A 19,471-nucleotide genomic window follows, 5' to 3' on the forward strand; every position below is an offset into this window, starting at 1 on the left:
CCGGGGCCGGTGCCCCGGGCACCGGGAACGGTCGAGTGAAATAGGCAGTGTGTTACGGTCTACTGCTTGTGGCCTGGTTCACCCCCTTTGATGGATGAGGGTGCGGCCCGGCCGCCACGAGGGGACACCGTCCCGCGCCATCTGCACCAGCTCCGCCGAGGCCTGAGAACAGGCCCGCGTCATGAGCTCAGAGCGCGGCCACGGATCCGTTGAAGCACGATGCGGCGTCACGCGATGCCTTGCCTGTGCGCGCCCAAAAATGCGGCGCCAGGCGGATGTGACGACGAGTGAATGCAGCGAGACGACTGATACTCAACGAGGGGAACATACGACGTGAACGAATCAAGCGCAGTCCAGTTCGGCGCCATCACGGTGGTGCTGCTGCTGGTGGCCTTCTACGGGGGGACTTACCTGGTCTCGCATCGGATCAGGAAGAAGAAGGAGAACGCTGACCAATACATGACGGCCGGCAACAAGATCGGCTTCGGGATCTCCGCGGCATCCATGACCGCGACCTGGATCTGGGCGTCGTCGATGTACGCCTCCGCCGAGGCCGGGTACACCTACGGGATCTCCGGGCCCATCCACTACGGGCTCTGGGGGGCGCTGATGATCCTGTTCATCTACCCCTTCGGCAAGCGGATCCGCGCGGTGGCGCCGCGGGCGCACAGCATCGCCGAGGTGATGTACGCCCGGCACGGACGCTCGAGTCAGCTGATGCTCGCGGGCTCCAATGTGGTGGGCAGCCTGATCTCGCTGATGTCGAACTTCATCGCCGGCGGGGTGCTGATCGCGATGCTCTCTCCGTTCACCTTCATCCAGGGCGTGCTTACCGTGGCCGCCGGGGTGCTGCTCTACACGCTGTGGTCCGGCTTCCGCGCCTCGGTGCTCACCGACTTCATCCAGGTCATGGCGATGTTCGGGGCCGTGGCCGTGATCATCCCGTTCATCTTCTTCGCCGCGGACTTCCCGTCCGCCTTCGAGACCGGCGCGCAGAACCTCTCGCCCGAACAGCAGAGCTTCTTCTCCAGCGAGGCGTTCCTGAATCAGGGGGCGCCCTATATCGCGGCGGTGCTCGCCTACGCGATCGGCAACCAGACCATCGCCCAGCGGCTCTTCGCCGTGCGCGAGGATCTGATCAAGCCGACCTTCATCACCGCCACCATCGGCTATGGCGCCATGGTCATCGGGGTGGGCATGTTCGGCGTGATGGCCCTCTACCTGGGCTTCGAACCCACCGACGGCGACGTCAACAACATCATTCCCGAGATGGCGGCGAGCTACCTGCCCGCGGCGCTGCTGGCGATCTTCTTCGTGATGATCATCGGCGCCCTCTCCTCCACCGCTGACTCCGACCTCTCAGCGATGTCCTCGATCATGATGGCCGATGTCTACGGGCAGAACGTGGCCGGCAAGGCCAAGGCCAACCCGCAGACCATGCTTCTGGTAGGCCGAGTGACCATGCTGCTGGCCACCGCCGCGGCGGTGAGCTTCGCCAGCCTGCAGCTGAGCATCCTGGACCTGCTGGTGTTCGTCGGCGCACTCTGGGGCGCGCTGGTCTTCCCGGTGCTGGCCAGCTTCTACTGGAAGAAGGTCACCAACAAGGCCTTCACCGTCTCGGTGCTCGCGGCGCTGGCCTGCTTCGTGCCGGTGCGCTTCGAATGGTTCCCGCTCTCCGGGGCGGTCGGGATCTTCGTGGACCTGCTCTCGGTGGTCGGCATCGCGGTGATCCTGGGGCTGATGTGCTTCGGCTTCTTCGGAATGAAGGTCGCCAAGGTGGTGGCGGTGATCGCCGCCGTCGTCTCGGCGCCGTTCGTCATCGGCTTCCTGCACGACTACGCCACGCTCAGCGCCTCGCTGGTCGCCTATGCGGTCAGCACCATCGTCTGCTGGGCGATGTCGGTGCGCGGCAACGCCGAGTTCGACTTCGCGCTGATCGCGCAGCGGACCGGCAACTTCGACGACGACGCGGCAGCCGGCCCCGCAGATGCTGCCAGCACCGCCAACCCTGAACCGACAACAGTGGGAGACACCCGATGAGCCCCCTTGCGATGACCCTCTACACCCTGATGTGGCCGCTGATCGTGCTCGCGGTCATGGGCGTGATCGGCTACGCCTTCTTCGCCGACTGGAAGAAGGCTCGCGAGTCCGGGCAGGACATCATCTGATGTCTGGACGCAGGGCCGCCCGGCATGGGGGCTGCCCTGCCCTGGGGCGGCCCCCGGCAGGACTGTGCCGCGCGACGACGGCGCTATAGGGTGATGTGGGATCTCGAGAGGAGCCGGTGATGAACATCGATGTCTGGCCGGAGACGGCCCCGACGCAGATTCTGCTCCTGACCCTCGCGTTCCTGATGTCCGCGACCATCGGGATCGAGCGTGACATCCGGCAGAAGTCCGCCGGAGCGCGCACCCACATCCTGGTCGGCATGGGCTCGGCCCTGTTCACCCTGGTCTCCGCCTACGGGTTCTCGCACCTCATCGGCGGGGACGTGGTCCTGGACCCGTCGCGGATCGCCGCGCAGATCGTCAGCGGGATCGGCTTCATCGGCGCAGGGGTGATCTTCGTCCGGCAGAACGTCGTCTCCGGGCTGACCACCGCGGCGTCGATCTGGGTGACGGCCGCCGTCGGGATGGCCTGCGGGGCCGGCATGCCGGTGATCGCTGGGCTGACCGTGGTCTTCTACCTGCTCTCGGTCACCGTGGTGACGAACCTGGTCCGCCGACTCCCCCGCCACGACCGCTCCGAACGCTATATCGTGCGCTACGCAGACGGTCGCGGGATCCTGCGCGAGATCCTCGGCGCCGCGGCTCAGTGGGGCTATGAGACCCGGCTGGTGCGTACCCGACGGCTCGAGGTCGGCGATGGGTTCGCGGTGGACGCCACGATGACCTTCACCCGCACCCAGCGCGTGGGCCGGGAACACCTCTTCGAAGCACTCCAGGAGCTCGACGGCGTCCTGGAGATCCGCACCGTGACCGAGGAGAACGACTGACCTACCCGGTCCCGCGCAGGGCGGTCAGCTTGTCCAGCGATGAAGAAATCGTAGAGCCATAGCCCGATGATCGGCTATGGCTCTACGATTTCTTGACTTCGCGGAAGCGTCAGACCTGGGCGGGCTGCTCTTCCTCGACGAGCTCCACGTCGGTGACGACCACGTGCTGCACGGCTTCGGACTGAACCACCAGTTCCAGGGAGCGCGCCCGAGTGGCCGCCTGCACGTCCGCGATCGCCGCGTCGATGTGGGCCAGCGTCCGCTCCGGCGCGAAGACCTTGGCGGTGATCACTTCGGTGCGCTGCTTGACCTTGGCCTCGGACTTGACCTTGCGCAGACCCGAGAGCACCTGCGCGACGGAGTCCAGCATCCCGGCCGAGCCCTGCACGGATTCCAGCCCGGAGGTTTCCGGCCACTGGGTGGAGTGCACCGAGCCGTTGCGCCACCAGCGCCAGACCTCATCGGTCACGAACGGCAGCACCGGAGCGAAGAGCCGCAGCAGCGAATCCAGCGTGGTGGCCAGGGCCGCCAGCACCGAGTCCTGCGCCTGCTCGCCGCGTGAGCCGTAGGCGCGATCCTTGACCAGCTCCACGTAGTCGTCGGTGAAGGACCAGAAGAATGACTCCACCAGCTGCAGCGCCCGGGCGTAGTCATAGTCGGCGAAGTGCTTGGTGGCCTGCTCCACCACGGTGCGCAGCTCGGCGATCAGGGCGCGGTCCAGGGGCTCGGTGAGGACCTGGGCTCCAGCGTCGTCGGTGATGATGTGGGCCTCGGTCACGCCCAGGTTCAGTGCGAACTTCGAGGCGTTGAGCAGCTTGATCGCCAGCCGTCGACCGATCTTCATCTGCGCGACCTCGTAGGCGGTGTCCGCGCCGAGCTTGGCCGAGGCAGCCCAGTAGCGCACCGCGTCGGAGCCGAACTGCTCCAGCGGCTCGGTGGGCACGACCACGTTGCCCTTGGACTTGGACATCTTCTTCCGGTCCGGGTCCAGGATCCATCCGGAGATCGCGGTGTTGGTCCACGGCACGGAGTCGTTCAACGAGTTCGCGCGGACCGCGGAGGCGAAGAGCCAGGTGCGGATGATGTCGTGGCCCTGCGGGCGCAGGTCGAAGGGGAAGACCTTGTTGAAGAAGTCGTTGTCCTTCTCCCAGCGGCCTGCGATGTGCGGGGTGATCGCCGAGGTGGCCCAGGTGTCCAGCACGTCGGCCTCGCCGATGAAGCCGCCGGCGGCGCCGCGCTGGGACTCCTCATACCCGGCGGGGACCTGCGAGGCCGGGTCCACCGGCAGCAGCGCCTCCTCGGGCAGCAGCGGGTTGTCATAGTCGGGCTCGGCGTCGGCGTTGAGCGGGTACCAGACCGGGATCGGCACGCCGAAGAAGCGCTGCCGAGAGACCAGCCAGTCACCGTTGAGGCCCTCCACCCAGTTCTCGTAGCGCGAGCGCATGAAGGCCGGGTGCCAGGAGATCTCCTTGCCGCGGGCGACCATCTTCTCCCGGCGGGCGGCGTCGCGGCCGCCGTTGCGGATGTACCACTGCCGCGAGGTCACGACCTCCAGCGGCTTGTCGCCCTTCTCGTAGAAGTGCACCGCGTGGGTGATCTTCTTCGGCTCACCGTCGAGCAGATCAGCGGCCTTGAGCAGCTCCACCACGGCTTCCTTGGCAGAATGCACGGTCTTGCCGGCGAGCTGCTCGTAGTTCGCCCGGCCTTCGGCGGAGCTGATCCATTCCGGGGTCTCGCGGGAGAAGCGGCCGTCGCGGCCGATCAGCGCGCGGGTGGGCAGCTGCAGCTCACGCCACCAGGTCACGTCCGTCATGTCGCCGAAGGTGCAGATCATGGCGGCCCCGGAGCCCTTGTCCGGCTGTGCCAGTCCGTGCGCCTTGACCTCGACCTCGACGCCGAAGAGCGGGGAGATCACGGTCTTGCCGAAGAGCTGCTGGTAGCGCTCATCGTCAGGGTGCGCGACCAGGGCCACGCAGGAGGGCAGAAGCTCAGGGCGGGTGGTCTCGATGAAGACCTGCTCACCGGTGTCCTTCACGGTGAAGGGATAGCGGTGGTACGCCCCGGGGTGGTCCTTGGCCTCCAGCTCGGCCTGGGCCACTGCGGTGCGGAAGGTGATGTCCCACAGCGTCGGCGCCTGGGCGGTGTAGGCGTTGCCGGCATGGATGTCGCGCAGAAAGGCGCGCTGGGAGGCGGCGCGAGAATCGTCGTCGATGGTGCGGTAGGTCTGGCGCCAGTCCACGGAGAGGCCCAGCCGGGAGAAGAGATCCTCGAAGATCTTCTCGTCCTCCACGGTGAGTGTCTCGCAGAGCTCGATGAAGTTCGCCCGGCTGATGGCGTCCCAGTCGCGCTGGTTCTTGGCCGGCTTCTCCGGCGGGGTGTAGTCCGGGTCGTAGGGCTGCGCGGGGTCACAGCGCACGCCGTAGTAGTTCTGCACCCGGCGCTCGGTGGGCAGACCGTTGTCGTCCCAGCCCAACGGATAGAAGACGTTCTTGCCCGACATCCGCATGAAGCGCGCCATCACGTCGGTCTGCGTGTAGGAGAACATGTGCCCCACGTGCAGCGCCCCGGAGGCGGTGGGCGGCGGAGTGTCGATGGAGTAGACATCCGCGCGCTCGGTGTCCTCGTTGAAGTGGTAGATCTCCTCGGCCTGCCAGGCGGTGTGGAGCTTCTCCTCGAGGCCCTCCAGCGCCGGGCGGTCCGGGACCACGGGGGTCTTGCGCGCGGCGGTGCCGTGGGATGCGTCTGTGGAAAGGGTCTCGGTGGCGGGCGCGTCTGTGCCCGGAGTGTGATCAGCCATGCTGGCCATTCTCTCACGGCGGCAGTGTCACATATTGAACGGGCGGTTCTCCCGGAGCACCCCGCTCACTAGGCTGTCTTCATGATTGACACTGATGCCTCCACCCGCAGCGCCCTGGTCACCGGCGCCTCCTCCGGGATCGGCGCCGCCACCGCGCACCGCCTCACCACCGAGGGCTGGCGGGTCTTCGCCGTCGCCCGCCGGGCCGAGAAGCTCGAGAGCCTGGCCGAGCAGGAGGGGATCATTCCGATCATCTGCGACGTCACCGACCCGGAGCAGGTGGCGGCCGCGCTGGAAGAGGTCACCGCGGCCGGCGGGATCGACACGCTGATCAACAACGCCGGCGGCGCGCTGGGCATGGACACGGTCGCCGAGGGACGACCCGAGGACTGGCTCTGGATGTACGAGGTCAACGTGCTGGGCGCGTTGAACATGATCAAGGCCTTCGTCCCGATGCTGCGCGCCCACGGCGAGGGCACGATCCTCACCGTGACCTCCACCGCCGCCCTCGCCCCCTATGAGGGCGGGGCAGGCTATAACGCGGCGAAGTTCGGCGAGCACGCACTCACCGGCGCGCTGCGCCTGGAGGAGGCCGAGCACAACATCCGCGTAATCGAGGTGCTGCCCGGCATGGTGGCCACCGAGGAGTTCACCGCCAAGCGGCTGCGCGGCGATGTGGCCGCCGCCGAGGCGGTCTACCGCGGAGTCAAGCGCCCGTTGGTGGCCGAGGACATCGCCGAGGTCATCGCCGCCGCAGTCACCCTCCCCCACCACGTGAACCTGGACCAGGTGGTGGTCCGCCCGGTCGCCCAGGCCGCCCAGCACAAGGTGATCCGCGAGGAGTGATCAGCCGCGGCACCCCGGCCGCCTGACGCGGCACCGACCCGAGGCTGCTGCCTCGAGGGCCGACGCCAGCAGAACCGACGACGACGCCGGCGCGGGCTCTCAAGCCCGCGCCGGCGTCGTCGTGTGGTGGCGTTCTGAAGTGACGTCACATGGTGGAAGTCCGGCTCAGTCGAAGACTGGGGACTCCGTGCGTGAGCGCTTGAGCTCGAAGAAGTACGGGAACTGCGCCAGGGCCACGGCGCCATCGAAGACCTTGCCGGCGTCCTCGCCGCGCGGAATCCGGGTGAGCACCGGACCGAAGAACGCGGTGCCCTGGAACGCCACGACCGGGGTGCCGACGTCCTGACCGACCAGGGAGATGCCCTTGTCGTGGGAGGCGCGCATCTCGGAGTCGTTCTTATCCGTCTTGGCCTCGGCGAGGAGGTCCTCCTGCAGGCCCACGGCGCGCAGCGCGTTGAGCGTGGCGGACTCGAAGTCCTTGTTGCCGTTGTTGTGGATCTCGGTGCCGGCGGCGGTGTAGAACTCGCCGACCTTGGCCTCACCGTGCTGCAGCGCGACAGCGGTGGCGGCGCGGGCGGGGATCCAGCGGGCGAGCTGCTCGGGATCTTCGGCCGGTGAGGGGTTCTTGGCCTCGTTGAGCACGCCCAGACTCATCACGTTCCAGTGCACCTCGATGTCGCGGACCTTCTCCGCCTCCAGGATCCAGCGTGATGTCACCCAGGCGAAGGGGCACAGCGGGTCAAACCAGAAATCGACGCGTTCAGCCATGAAGGACTCCTCTCGGCGCGGGGCATTCAGCCTCCGCGCACGGATCAGTGTTGGTTCGTGTCAGCTGCAGCTCGTCAACGGAGATGATTCTGCTGCAGGTGCTTCTCGTGGTCACAACTGGGGCGCTGCTGATTCCATTCCTGCGGCGGCGCTGTCAGTGGCGCCACCTGTGCTCCCGGGATCAGATCGGATCCGCCCAGGTCACCTCAGAGCGGGGCGTCCTCTGCGATCGGGACTTCCAGGCCCAGGAGCGCATTCTCGGTGACCTCCATCAGGGCCGGATGGATCCAGTACTGGCCGCGGGCGGCGGTGTAGGCGTCCTGGCCGAAGCTCATCGCGTGGATGACCGGCTGGATCAGGTTCGAAGCCTGGTAGCCCATGACGTGGGCCCCGAGGATCTGGCCGGTGCGGCGGTCCGCGATCACCTTGAAGATCCCGCTGCCATCCTCCATCGCCCAGCCGTAGGCGGTGTCGCCGTACCTCTGGATCTTGGTGGTGAGGTGCTCCTCACCGATGGCTTGTGCCGCCTGCGCCTCGGTCGCCCCGACCTGGGCGATCTCGGGGAAGGAGAAGATCGCCGAGGGGATGGCCTCATGCCGTGAGGGCCGGATCCGGTCCGGATGCACCAGGTTGTGGGCGACCACCCGGGCCTCCTGATTCGCCACGTGCTTGAGCATCGCCTCGGAACTGACGTCGCCGAGCGCATAGAGGCCGTCCACGGGCTCGCCCTGCATGAGCACCCGCTGGTATTCATCCACCAAGAGGCGTCCGTTCGGGTGGACATCGAGCCCGACCTCTCGGGCACCGATGAGGTCGGTGTTCGGGGTGCGGCCGATGGCCACCAGGACCGCGTCCACGTCGTAGTGCTCGACCCGGCCGTCAGAGGTGACCAGCTCGACTCGCAGGCCCGGGCCGTGCTCGGAGATGCTCGTGATGGTGCGCTCGTAGTGCACGGTCCAGTTCTTCTCCGCCTCGGCCGTATAGGCCGCGGAGATGTCGTGGTCCAGTGCGGTCATCAGTCCGTGGCTGCGGTTGATCTGGATGACCTCTGTTCCGAAGCCTGAGAACACCCCTGCGAACTCGCAGGCGATGTAGCCGCCACCGAGGATCAGCAGCTTGTCGGGCCGCTGGTCGATGCGCATGATGGTGTCCGAGGTGTGCACCCCGGGGAGGCCTATGCCCGCGACGTCCGGGAGCACCGGACGGGAGCCGGCGGCGATGACCAGCTGGTCAGCCTCGGCCCGGACCCCTGATTCGGAGACGAAGGCGAAGGGCGGCTGGCTGAAGTCCCCGGTGAGCGTGACCTTCTCGGCGACGAGGTCGACGTTGTCCAGCTCGACCTCCCGGTAGTGCCGGCCGCCGGCCGAGATGGCGTCGATGCGGGAGAAGACCCGGTCCCGCATGGCGGGCCAGTCCACGTCGGTGGTCTCCTGGGTGACGTTGAGCCGGGCCGCTTCGACAGGCCCTCGGGCCAGCGCCGCCGGGCGGACGAACATCTTGGTGGGGATGCAGCCCACATTGAGGCAGGTGCCGCCGAAGGCTCCCGTGCCCCCTGCACCCTTGTCCGCCAGGACGACGCGTTTATCATCCCAGAAGGGTGTGATCAGGGAGTTCCCGGAGCCGGAGCCGATGATGGAGAGGTCATAGTGGGCCATGCGGCCATCCTAGACGGGAACGTCGGACCGGCTTCACAGCGGCCTCGCGGGGAATCCCTCGGCGGTCAGGTCGGTTGTCGTGGGCCGGCGGCGTAACCGCTGGTGAACATCACCAGGACCTCGGTGGTGACCGCTGCGGCCTCCCATAACAATGTGACTAGTCCCAGTCAGCAGGAACGGCCAGCCCCCGATCGGGAACCTGGAGGTGCCGGCGCTGAAGAAGACGAGCGTTCTTGCACGCGGCTGACGTCCACGGCCACGAGCCGCGCTGCCAGACGAAGAAGCGCCCCATCCAGCTTGTGCCAGTCGGAAGTTTCTTCGTGCGCAGTGGGGCCCTTCGGCCGTCGCTGATGGAGTTACTGCTGTTCTTCGACGGTGACGGTCCAGTCGCTGTAGTTGGCCGCGGTGACGTCGAGGTAGTAGTTGCCGGCGGAGCGGTAGATCATAGTCTCGCCGCTGTCTGAGCCGTTGAGCATGACCTCGGGAAGACCCCCGTCTTCAGTGAGGTTGCTGCCTTCGTCCATGAGATAAACACCGGCGATGCCGAAGTCGTCGTCTCCGTTGAATTCGTAGGAGAGCCGGACGTCGCCAGTGACCTCGAAGACCTCGCCACGCTGGTTGCCGGTTCCCGAGAGGGTGGCAACTTCTACCCATTCCCCGCTGGCCTCGACTTCTTCGGCAGGTGCCTCCTCCTCGGCGACCTCTTCCTCGATCTCTTCGATGTCGGCGTCTTCGACTGCGTCGTCTGCTTCGGCGATTGCCTCGATCTCCTCCTCAGCCTCTTCCTGGGATTCTTCGAGGTTCTGCATCTCGTCATCGACGCTGATGAAGATGGCTCCGGCCAATGCGACGCCGATGGTGGCGATAACCAGGCCGACGGCGCCGGTGACGACACCCGTGATGCCCTGGCCGCGGCCGCGACGCTTCACGACCGCGATGATGCCCAAGATGATGGCTAGGGGTGCGAGCAAGAAGTTGAGCAATCCAACAACGGGAATGAACGCGAAGACGATCGCCACGATGCCAAGGACCATTGCCGCGATGCCGATACCTGTCTTGGCTGGCGTCGGTGACACTGGTGAATACTGCTGATACGGGTCGTACTGTTGCGGGTTCTGCTGATACCGGTCAGACATGGTTGCCTCGTCAAGGTGGGGGACGTTGATGCGGGCGAGTAAAGCCGCGGTGGTTTGGAGCCGCACGGAATCACGTTAAAGGCTACGTGATACGAGTCACCATCGAGAAGCAAGAACGCTGCTGACTTCAGCATCATCGGTCTTGGTCATGGCGTCATCTCGCTGGACAAGGCAGACTGAACAACGTGCCAGTGAACGGCCATTCCCAGCGGACAGTCCGCGGCCCACTCCCCTAATCGTGAGAGAGCAGGATCCACATGATCTTCATCGTCGTGAAATTCCAGGTCAAGCCCGAACACGCAGAAAAGTGGCCTGCGATCACGGCTGAGTTCACCGAAGCCACCCGCGCCGAGCCCGGGAACAAGTGGTTCCAATGGTCCCGCAGCGTGGAGGACCCCAACGAGTATGTGCTCATCGAGGCCTTCGACGACGACGCCGCCGGTCCGCACGTGGAATCGGCGCACTTCCAGCGGGCGGTCAGCTCGGACGGCGCCATGGCAGCGGCCCTGGTCTCCACCCCGAAGATCATCTCCCGGCAGATCGAGGGTGAGGACTGGGAGGAGATGGGCGAGATGAAGATCAACTGACCCCACTCTCGCCGCGCGGAGCGCCGGGGAAGGGAACACCGCAGATCATCCCTATGATGGGTAGCGTGCAGATCTTGAGCGTTTCCAGTCTGAAGGGCGGGGTCGGTAAGACCTCGGTCACCATGGGCCTTGCCTCGGCCGCCCTCCATCAGGGGGTGCGGACCCTCGTCGTCGACCTCGACCCCCATGCGGACTCCACCACCGGGCTCGCGGTCGCCCGCGGCACCGGCACGGAGGCAGGTCAGCTGCTGCGCGACGCCAAGCGCGCCAACCTCAGCGACCATGTGGTCCGCTCCGGCTGGGTGGATCTGCTCCCCCAGGAACATCGCTCCGACGCGACGCTGGACGTCGTCGTGGGCTCCGCGCTCTCCGCCGCATTCGATCGCCCCGATATCCGGCCCCGCGACATGCGGCGGCTGCGGCTGCTGCTGCTGGATCGTGTCACCGGCTATGACCTGGTGCTCATCGACTGCCCGCCCTCGCTGGCCGGGCTGACCCGGATCGGCTGGTCGGCGTCCAACGGTGTGCTGATGGTGGCCGAGCCGAGCCTGTTCTCCGTGGCCGGCACAGAGCGTACGATGCGCGCCATCCGGATGTTCTCCAACGAGTACGCGCCGCAGCTCAAGTCGGCCGGTGTGGTGGTCAACCGTGTCCGCGCGGACTCCGCCGAGCACGAGTACCGGCTGCTCGAGATGGAACGGCTCTACAAGGACAAGCTGATGCTTCCGGTCCTGGAGGAGAACCCCTTCTGGCAGCAGATCCAGGGCGCGGCCTACCCGGTGCACCAGTGGCCGAGCGATCAGGTCAGGGACCTGGCGAGGTCCTTCGACCAGCTGCTTGAGCAGCTGGTCTGAGCGGTCTCGCCTGGATCGCACTCAGGTGCACCGAGACTCCGCCCCTCGATGGAGACGGGTGGGGCGCTAAGAGGCTTGGGAGCGGCGGGCTCTGAGCTGGGCAAGCTCGTCGCCGGCGGAACCGAAGGCTTCGAGCTCGGGGACCGCGTCGGGCTCGGTGCGCTCACGCGGGAGCTCCACCAGGCTGGCCTCGACTTCGCGCCAGACCCGGCCTACGGCGATGCCGAAGACTCCCTGTCCGCCCTGCACGAGGTCGATGACCTCGTCGGCGGAGGTGCATTCATAGACCGAGGCACCGTCTGACATCAGGGTGATCTGCGCGAGGTCATCGACGCCGCGTTCGCGCAGGTGCTCGATCGCGCTGCGGATCTGCTGGAGCGAGACGCCGGTGTCCAGCAGGCGTTTGACGACTTTAAGGACCAGGACGTCGCGGAAGGAATAGAGACGCGCCGAGCCGGACCCGGCGGCGTTGCGCATGGAGGGCTGGACAAGCTTCGTGCGCGCCCAGTAGTCCAGCTGGCGGTAGGTGATTCCGGCGGCGGCGCAGGCGACCGGACCGCGGTAGCCCAGCTCCTCGTCGAGCTCGGGCAGGCCGTCACTGAACAGGGGCTGCTGGGCAGCCGCCTGCCCTGGCCGAACACGCTTAGTGCCCGCGTGCGATTCTGGACCCACCTGGTACCCTCCTGAAGTGCTCGACTCCGCCGGGGAAGCGCGTCCCTGCGACGCGAGAGCGACGAGGAAGGTGCGTGCGAGAGTCTTGTCCCTTGACGGTATTGCCGCAGCCGCTATGGGTCAAAGACATTTGAAATTTACTCTACGGCGTGTCGCGCGATTGCACTAGTCTGGCGTCCGCAGCGGGCCTGCTTCACTGGAAATCCTCCGGCTCGGCGTTGTCCAGGAACCGGCGGAACTCCTTGATCTCATCCTCGGAGATGGGACGCTGCCCGGTGGCGGCGGTGCGCGGGGTGATCCCGACCCGAGTGAGCATATCGCGGTCCATGGTGACCAGGCACTGCACCCGCACCGCCACTGCGATGGCGTCTGAGGCCCGGGCATCGAAGCTGCGACCACTGCCCAGCGTGATGGTCCCGCGGTAGGTCGAAGAGTCGAGCATGCCGATCTCCACGGAGCGCACTCCCGAGCCGAGCCTGGTCATGACCTCGGCGAGCAGGTCGTGAGTCATCGGCCGGGGCGGGACCTTCTTCTCCATCGCCATGGCGACGGCATTGGCCTCGGCAGGTCCCACCAGGACGGCCACATGGAGATTCTCCAGTCCGGGTTCGGCGCCTCGAAGCACCACCACAGGCTGTTTCGATGGAAGCTCGATCCGAACTCCCACGACATCCAGCGGCACAAGCTGGCTCTCCATGATCCAAGTCTAGGTCAGTTCTTGTCCAACTGCTCGACCGATGTGTCCATGATTGAAGCTCGCAGGTCTTTCAGGCACTGGAGCATCTCCTTGGAGGACTCTGCCACCCGCGCTCGGGCGGCGGTGTCCTTGCGGGCGGCATGCGGGGCCATGGCGCGCGCGATCAGGTCCAGCTCATTGTCCGCGGAGCGCCGGATGTTGACCAGGTGCTTCGGTTCAAGCCCATAGCGTGCCAGCACCCGGACCGCCTTGACTGCCTTGAGATCGTGGTGGCTGTAGTTGCCCTCGCCATCGGCCTGGATGATGCGGAACTTCTCCAGCGTGTCGAGCATCCCGCGCGTGGCGCCGGAGTGGGCGCGCAGCTCCTTGCGGCACATCGGCCGGATGCGTCCGGTGATCTGAGCTGCCATCTCATCGGTGACTTCACGGGGACCCACCGGAGGCGCCTGCGGCAGCTCTTCGGGGGTCTCGCCTGAGTCGATGACGTCCATCGTCTGCTTGATGACGTCCAGCGGCATGTACCGGTCGCGCTGCAGCGCCAGGATGAAGCGCAGCCGCTCGACGTCGGACGCACAGTACTTGCGGTAGCCCGAGGCGGTCCGGGCCGGTTCCACCAGATCGCGCTCCTCGAGGAAGCGCAGCTTCGATGCGGTGAGATCCGGGAATTCGTTCTGCAGCTCCCGCAGGACTTCAGAGATGGTGAAGACATGCTTGGCGGCGCGCTCGGTCGAGGGCGGGGCCGGTTTCGGCTTCGACTTCGACGCTGCGGAAGCACTCACTGCGTGTCCTCTTTCGGGCTGTGGGGAAGGGACGAGATCGGCTTCAGGATAACGTTCCCCTCCGGTCCGCCCTGGGATCTCGAGTCACCGGTCAGTCGGATTCTTTGGATCCGGCATAGAAGGTCAGCCGGAATTTGCCGATCTGCACCTCGTCACCTGGCCTCAACGCATACTCGTCCACGCGGTCGTGGTTCACGTATGTGCCGTTGAGGCTGCCGAGATCCCGGATCTGGAAGCCCAGACCCTCCCGATTCAGTTCTACGTGACGCCGTGACACGGTGACATCGTCGAGGAAGATCCCCGCCTCCGGATGCCTGCCTACAGTGGTCAGGTCCTGATCCAACAAGAACCGAGCTCCCTGATTGGCGCCGCTGTGGGCGATCAGCAGAGCGGAGTTCTTGGGCAGCGCCGCGATGGCCTGCTTGTCATCCTCAGATAGGTGAGGCTCCCCCGCGTGCGCATCGGCTGGCGGCAACGAGATGCTCGTCGTCTCCGCCGCACTCTGACTGCTGTCATGTTCTCGCGTGCTCTCCACGTCGCCTCCTCTCGCCGGCCTGCCTGCTGGCGGCCTTCAGCCTACTTGGTTTTTGTAATCCTCGGCAGAGAGCAGCGAATCTGCCCCCGAGGATTCTGCGAGCTTGATCTCGAACAGCCAGCCCGCGGCGTAGGGGGCCGAGTTCACGGCACCGGGGTTCTCGTCGAGATCCGTGTTGACGGAGACGATCTCTCCCGCGACCGGCGCGAAGATGTCTGATACAGATTTGGTGGATTCGACCTCGCCGACCACATCACCGGAGGCGACGGTAGCGCCGACCTCGGGGTGCTCCACGTAGACGACCTCACCGAGGGCGTCCTGAGCGAAGTCGGTGATGCCCACGCGCACCACGAGTGAATCCTCGGTGGTGCCGATCCATTCGTGCTCGGCACTGTACTTGAAATCTTCGGGGACGGTGCTCATGCTTGCGCTCCAACTCTTCGGCCTGGTGTTGACTGCTCAGCGGACAGCCGCCTCGCGGCGGTCTGTCCTGCTGAGCGTCAGGTCTGTCTGCGAACAACTTAGCACCCAAGGCCGACCTGACGGTATGACCCCGCAGGTCAACCGGGACGGCGGCGCTCCGGTCAGCCCTGCCGGGCGACGAACCGCTCGGCGTCGCGCTTGCGGTCCTCGCGGGCCTCGCGAGTGAGCTCCGCGCCGGCTTCTTCGTCCCGGGTGAGGTTCTCCCCGGTGGCTGGGTCGAAGAGGTGCATCCTGCGGGTGTCCAGCCAGAGCTCGGCCGTGTCACCGCTGCGGAAGCGCGAGGTCGCATCGACCTCGACCACGAGCTGCGTGCGCAGCTCGTCGGCGTCCATCTCTTCGGCGAGGTTGCGCAGCGTCTCGTGGACCCGTTCGTCGGTCTCGTAGGAGACATAGGCGTACTGCTCATTGCCCATCCACTCGCTGTGGCTGATCTCTGCGGTGAAGGTCGTGCCCTTGGAGAGCTGAGCCTCGCTGAGCTGGGAGGCATCGTCGAAGAACTCCGGGCGGATGCCCGCCAGGACGATGTCGCGTCCTTCGCCGGCCTTTGCCGCACGGTCGGGGATCTCGATCTTGCCCAGCGGAGTGGAGAAGACATTGCCTTCCACGGTGCCGGGCAGGAAGTTCATCGACGGTGAGCCGATGAATCCGGCGACGAAGAGGTTCGCCGGCTGCTCATAGAGCTCCCGCGGGGAGGCGATCTGCTGGAGCAGACCCTTCTTCAGCACTGCCACCCGGTCCCCCAGGGTCATCGCCTCGGTCTGATCGTGGGTGACGTAGACGCTGGTGGTGTTGAGCTCACGCTGGAGCCTGGCGATCTCTGCGCGCATCTGCCCGCGGAGCTTCGCATCGAGGTTCGAGAGCGGCTCATCGAAGAGGAACGCGTCGGCCTCGCGGACGATCGCGCGGCCCATGGCCACACGCTGACGCTGACCGCCGGAGAGATTCGCCGGCTTGCGGTCCAGGTGCTCGGTGAGCTCAAGCATGGTTGCCGCGTGGCGGACCTTCTCATCGATCTCTTCCTTGGTGAACTTCCCCTTGGTCAGCCGCATCGGGAACGCGATGTTCTCGTAGACGGTCAGGTGCGGGTAGAGCGCGTAGCTCTGGAAGACCATGGCGAGGTTGCGTTCGCGCGGGGCCTTCTCATTGACGCGCTCCCCGCCGATGAGCAGGTCACCCTCGGTGATGTCCTCGAGGCCCACGATCATGCGCAGCAGCGTGGACTTTCCGCAGCCGGAGGGTCCCACCAGGATGATGAACTCGCCGTCTTCGATGTCTATGGAGATGTCGTTGACAGCTGGGAAGCCGTCGTCGTATTTCTTGACGAGATTCTTAAGCGTGATGGATGACATTGCAGTGGAGTCCTTATCTACTCAGCCCTTGACGGCGCCCTGGGTCAGTCCGGATACGATCTGGCGCTGGAAGAGCAGCACCAGAACGACGACGGGGATGGTCACGACGATGGCAGCCGCGGAGATTGCGCCGGTGGGTTCCTCGAACTGGGAAGCCCCGGTGAAGAAGGCCAGCGCCGCAGGAACGGGTCTGGCGGCTTCGGTGGAGGTCAGCGAGATCCCATAGACGAAGTCGTTCCAGGCGATGAAGAACGCGATGATCGCGGTGGTGAAGACACCGGGCATGGCCAGCGGCACGATCGCTCGTCGGAAGGCCTGCCACTGGGTGGCGCCGTCCACCTGCGCCGCCTGCTCGAGGTCCCAGGGGATCTGCCGGAAGAACGCGGCGAGCGTCCAGATCGAGATCGGCAGCGTCAGCGACAGATACGGGATGATCAGCCCGAGCCAGGTGTCATAGAGCCCGATGTTGCGCCACAGGTTGAACAGCGGAATGACCACTGAGATCACGGGGAAGACCGACACCGCCAGAGCGGATCCGAGGATGATCTTCTTGCCCGGAAAGTCCAGCCGCGCGATGGCGTAGGCACACAGGGTGGCCAGCACCACGGCGATGAAGGTGGCGATCAGGGTGATGCCGATGGAGTTGCGCAGCGCCGTGAGGAACAGGCCCTGGGCGTCCCCGAAGAGGATCATCTCGTAGTTCGCCCAGGTGGGGCTGCCAGGCAGGAAGGAGGCAGTGCCGAGATCCGCCTGAGTCTTGAAGCTGGTGGCCAGGATCGCGGCCACTGGGAACAGTGCATAGACCAGGACGACGACGCTCAGCACCGTCCATCCCAGGCGCTGCTTTCCGGTGAGCTTGCCGTTGGAGGCCATCTCTACTTACCTCCCTTGGAGTCGGTGCCGCTGGCGAGATCGACCTTGAACAACTTGATCGCGATGACACAGATCAGCAGCACGCAGATGAAGAGGATGACCGAGACCGCGGAGCCGAGTCCGATCTCCAACCGTCCGATGGAGGTCCGATAGGCCAGCAGCGAGAGCACCTCGGTGCCCGCGGCGCCATTCGTCATGATGAAGACGTTGTCGAATATTCGGAAGGCGTCCAGTGCGCGGAAGAGCACTGCGACCATGATCGCAGCCTTCATGTTGGGCAGGATCACCCGGGTCATCTGCTGACGCCAGCTGGCGCCGTCGACCTTGGAGGCTTCGACGAGCTCATCGGGGACCTGGGCGAGGCCCGCCAGGAGCAGCAGGGCGATGAACGGGGTCGTCTTCCAGATCTCCGAGGCCATGATCACGGTGATCGCCGTGCCGAAGTTGGCGAACCAGTCGAGGTCGCTGTCGATCCCGGGGACCCAGCCGAACCAGTTGTTCACGAAGCCTGAGTTGATGTCGAACATGTAGAACCAGGCGAAGGCGGAGACCACGGTGATGATGCCGTAGGGAACGAGGATTGCGGTGCGGAGCGCCCCACGGATCCGCTTCAGCGCCTTATGCATCACCAGCGCCAGCGCGAAGCCGAGGACCAGCTCGACAGCCACGGTGACCACGGTGACCAGCAAGGTCACCAGCAGCGCCCGCCAGAAGACCCCTGTGTCGGAGAGGATCGTCAGGTAGTTCTGCAGGAACACGAAGGAGCGCTCATCCGGTGCCGTCAGGCGGAAGGAGAACATCGAATCGTAGATGGCCTGCGCGATCGGGTAGGCGGTGACCGCGAGCATGACGAAGAACGCTGGTCCCGCGATGAGCCAGCCCAGGCGAGCCTCTGACTTCGCGCGGTTGGTCCGTTTCGCGTTGTTGCCGTTCTTGCGGTCTGCGCTCTTGCCTTTGGATGACTCGGCGCTCTCGCGCTTCTGCCTCCGCGAGGTTTCTGGTGCGGTCGTCACAGGAGACGCTCCCCTCTGAGCACTTCAACGATGAAGGCATCGGTCTGCGCGGGGGTCTGCTCGGCGCGGACCCCGGAGATGGGTGTGAAGTCTTGCTGGATCGCGGTGGAGATCTCGTTGTAGAAGGGAGTCTGAGGTCTCGGGGCTGCATTTTCGAGCGCCTCCCGGATGGCGTCGGCCATCGGGAAGTTGTCCTCGAGGGCTGGATCCTCGTAGGCGGCCTCCGAAGACGGCGGGTTGCCGTTGGTGATGAAGTACTCCGTCTGGTTCTCCGGCTGCACGATGCACTCGATGGCCTCGAAGGCGAGATCCTGGTTGAGGGAGTCGGCGCCAACCGCGAGGTTGATTCCGCCCAGCGGAGGCGCGGACGGGGTGTCCTCGTCGACGCGGGGGTACTGCGCCCAGCCGATGTCATCGACGAGCTCCTCGTCCAATGCACCTTCCTCGGCGGCTGCGTTTGTCGCCGGCCAGACGAAGGGCCAGTTGACCATGAAGGAGCCCTCATCTCGCTGGAACAGCAGCATCGACTGGTTCTCATCCATGGAGGCGACTCCGGGCCCTGCCAGACCCTCGGTGCCGATCAGGCCGATGATCTCCGCGGCCCGCATCCCCTGCTCAGTATCGAGGTTGGTCTGCAGCTCTGCGGCAGGGGCCTCGGGGTTGGCCAGGATCGACTCGTCCTGGGACTCCACCAGCGCGTTGAGCCAGACCGTCATGGACTCGGCCCGGACCCCCTGGACGCCGAGGAGCTTGTCCTGCTCGAGCGCGGTGTCGATGACCTGGTCCCAGGTGATCGGCTGCTCCATGTCCAGCCCTGCTTCTTCGACCACAGATTTGCGGTACCAGAGGAGCTGCGTGTTGGCCCAGAACGGGACGGTGACCAGTTCGTCGTTCCACATCGCGCCGGCCAGCGCTCCTTCGAGGGTGTCCTCGGTGGTGCGTTCAGCGACGTCGTCCGGGACCGGGGCCAGGAATTCGGGCTCCGCAAGTTCAGGGATGAACGGGGGGTCCAGGGACATGATGTCCAGCGATGAGTCGTTGGCCGCCAGACGGCGGGCCAGCTGTTCCCGCTGGGAGGGGGCGTCGGCCGGGAGCAGCGACGTCTGGATCACGTAGGCGCCCTCTGCTTCTTCGGTGCAGACCTGCGCGAGGGCCACCTGTCCGCCGTCGTCCGGGTTGATGTACCAGGTGAGGACCGGCACGTCCTCACTGTCCGAGCAGCCGCTCAGCAGGATGGCCGCCGCGAGTGCGGCGCCTGATGCGCGAGCCGTCCGTCCCCTGCGCGGGGAGCCTTGGGATTCACCCATGAATCTTCCACCTCTCGTCACCCGGCGTGGTGGCCCGGCCACTTAATGTGGCCTAGGTCACTACGTGTGAGCGAGCCTACACCTCAGCTCCCGTCCAGCAAATAGACAGGCGCAAAAAAGGGTCG

At 65.8% G+C, this 19,471-nt stretch carries 19 protein-coding genes; 6 read left to right on the plus strand and 13 right to left on the minus strand.

From position 1 onward, the window contains the following. The first annotated feature begins 333 nt into the window (after positions 1-333). The 3 genes from LSI54_RS08225 to LSI54_RS08235 all read left to right on the plus strand — a co-directional run bounded on the left by LSI54_RS08225 (position 334) and on the right by LSI54_RS08235 (position 2,995). Entirely contained in the window at positions 334-2,040 is a 1,707-nt protein-coding gene (locus LSI54_RS08225) for a sodium:solute symporter family protein (RefSeq protein WP_241464960.1), read from the plus strand. Next, positions 2,037-2,168 carry a putative transporter small subunit gene (locus LSI54_RS08230; RefSeq protein WP_241464961.1) on the plus strand — a complete coding sequence of 44 codons (132 nt, stop codon included), beginning with the start codon at positions 2,037-2,039 and terminating at the stop codon, positions 2,166-2,168. The genes LSI54_RS08225 and LSI54_RS08230 overlap by 4 nt, the downstream gene beginning before the upstream one ends. 119 nt (positions 2,169-2,287) lie before the next feature. Continuing rightward, positions 2,288-2,995 (plus strand): MgtC/SapB family protein, encoded by a 708-nt coding sequence (locus LSI54_RS08235; RefSeq protein WP_241464962.1) that lies wholly within the window; start codon positions 2,288-2,290, stop codon positions 2,993-2,995. 109 nt (positions 2,996-3,104) lie between these two features. Here the strand turns inward: LSI54_RS08235 and valS are convergent, their stop codons facing one another. Continuing rightward, positions 3,105-5,792 carry a valine--tRNA ligase gene (valS, locus tag LSI54_RS08240; RefSeq protein ID WP_241470964.1) on the minus strand — a complete coding sequence of 896 codons (2,688 nt, stop codon included), beginning with the start codon at positions 5,790-5,792 and terminating at the stop codon, positions 3,105-3,107. Between the two features lie 81 nt (positions 5,793-5,873). Here valS and LSI54_RS08245 point away from each other — a divergent pair, with 81 nt between their 5' ends. After that, positions 5,874-6,638, plus strand: coding sequence for an SDR family oxidoreductase (locus tag LSI54_RS08245; RefSeq protein ID WP_241470963.1), 765 nt, complete (start codon positions 5,874-5,876; stop codon positions 6,636-6,638). Between the two features lie 165 nt (positions 6,639-6,803). Here LSI54_RS08245 and LSI54_RS08250 read toward each other — a convergent pair whose 3' ends face one another. From LSI54_RS08250 to LSI54_RS08260, 3 genes are all read right to left on the minus strand, one after another. Beyond that, entirely contained in the window at positions 6,804-7,406 is a 603-nt protein-coding gene (locus tag LSI54_RS08250) for a mycothiol-dependent nitroreductase Rv2466c family protein (RefSeq protein WP_241478123.1), read from the minus strand. A 206-nt stretch (positions 7,407-7,612) separates the two neighbouring features. Next, positions 7,613-9,061: a mycothione reductase gene (locus LSI54_RS08255; protein ID WP_241478124.1), complete on the minus strand. Its 1,449-nt coding sequence runs from the start codon at positions 9,059-9,061 to the stop codon at positions 7,613-7,615. Positions 9,062-9,417: 356 nt separating this feature from the next. Continuing rightward, positions 9,418-10,263, minus strand: coding sequence for a DUF4190 domain-containing protein (locus LSI54_RS08260; RefSeq protein WP_241478125.1), 846 nt, complete (start codon positions 10,261-10,263; stop codon positions 9,418-9,420). A 191-nt stretch (positions 10,264-10,454) separates the two neighbouring features. Here LSI54_RS08260 and LSI54_RS08265 point away from each other — a divergent pair, with 191 nt between their 5' ends. Continuing rightward, complete coding sequence (locus LSI54_RS08265; protein WP_241464970.1) at positions 10,455-10,784, plus strand: putative quinol monooxygenase; 330 nt, start codon at positions 10,455-10,457, stop codon at positions 10,782-10,784. Between the two features lie 65 nt (positions 10,785-10,849). Further along, positions 10,850-11,638, plus strand: coding sequence for a ParA family protein (locus tag LSI54_RS08270; RefSeq protein WP_241478126.1), 789 nt, complete (start codon positions 10,850-10,852; stop codon positions 11,636-11,638). A gap of 66 nt (positions 11,639-11,704) precedes the next feature. Here LSI54_RS08270 and LSI54_RS08275 read toward each other — a convergent pair whose 3' ends face one another. From LSI54_RS08275 to LSI54_RS08315, 9 genes are all read right to left on the minus strand, one after another. Further along, the gene (locus LSI54_RS08275; RefSeq protein ID WP_342357807.1) at positions 11,705-12,310 is read right to left on the minus strand and encodes a MerR family transcriptional regulator; all 606 of its coding nucleotides are present in this window, start codon (positions 12,308-12,310) and stop codon (positions 11,705-11,707) included. Between the two features lie 193 nt (positions 12,311-12,503). After that, the gene (locus tag LSI54_RS08280; protein ID WP_241478127.1) at positions 12,504-13,007 is read right to left on the minus strand and encodes a bifunctional nuclease family protein; all 504 of its coding nucleotides are present in this window, start codon (positions 13,005-13,007) and stop codon (positions 12,504-12,506) included. A 14-nt stretch (positions 13,008-13,021) separates the two neighbouring features. Beyond that, a complete protein-coding gene (ftsR, locus tag LSI54_RS08285) occupies positions 13,022-13,786 on the minus strand; it encodes a transcriptional regulator FtsR (protein ID WP_241464973.1) in 765 nt (254 codons plus the stop codon). Positions 13,787-13,877: 91 nt separating this feature from the next. Further along, complete coding sequence (locus LSI54_RS08290; protein ID WP_241464974.1) at positions 13,878-14,321, minus strand: FHA domain-containing protein; 444 nt, start codon at positions 14,319-14,321, stop codon at positions 13,878-13,880. Positions 14,322-14,357: 36 nt separating this feature from the next. Beyond that, entirely contained in the window at positions 14,358-14,744 is a 387-nt protein-coding gene (gene gcvH, locus LSI54_RS08295) for a glycine cleavage system protein GcvH (protein ID WP_241464975.1), read from the minus strand. A 161-nt stretch (positions 14,745-14,905) separates the two neighbouring features. Further along, positions 14,906-16,153, minus strand: a complete 1,248-nt coding sequence (locus LSI54_RS08300; RefSeq protein WP_241464976.1) for an ABC transporter ATP-binding protein — start codon at positions 16,151-16,153, stop codon at positions 14,906-14,908. A gap of 21 nt (positions 16,154-16,174) precedes the next feature. Continuing rightward, positions 16,175-17,026: a carbohydrate ABC transporter permease gene (locus LSI54_RS08305; RefSeq protein WP_241464977.1), complete on the minus strand. Its 852-nt coding sequence runs from the start codon at positions 17,024-17,026 to the stop codon at positions 16,175-16,177. Positions 17,027-17,028: 2 nt separating this feature from the next. Beyond that, entirely contained in the window at positions 17,029-18,039 is a 1,011-nt protein-coding gene (locus LSI54_RS08310; protein WP_241464978.1) for a carbohydrate ABC transporter permease, read from the minus strand. Next, a complete protein-coding gene (locus tag LSI54_RS08315) occupies positions 18,036-19,346 on the minus strand; it encodes an extracellular solute-binding protein (RefSeq protein WP_241464979.1) in 1,311 nt (436 codons plus the stop codon). The genes LSI54_RS08310 and LSI54_RS08315 overlap by 4 nt, the downstream gene beginning before the upstream one ends. Between the last annotated feature and the right edge of the window lie 125 nt (positions 19,347-19,471).

The sequence above is a fragment of the Nesterenkonia sp. AY15 genome, assembly GCF_022565855.1.
Taxonomy (GTDB): domain Bacteria; phylum Actinomycetota; class Actinomycetes; order Actinomycetales; family Micrococcaceae; genus Nesterenkonia.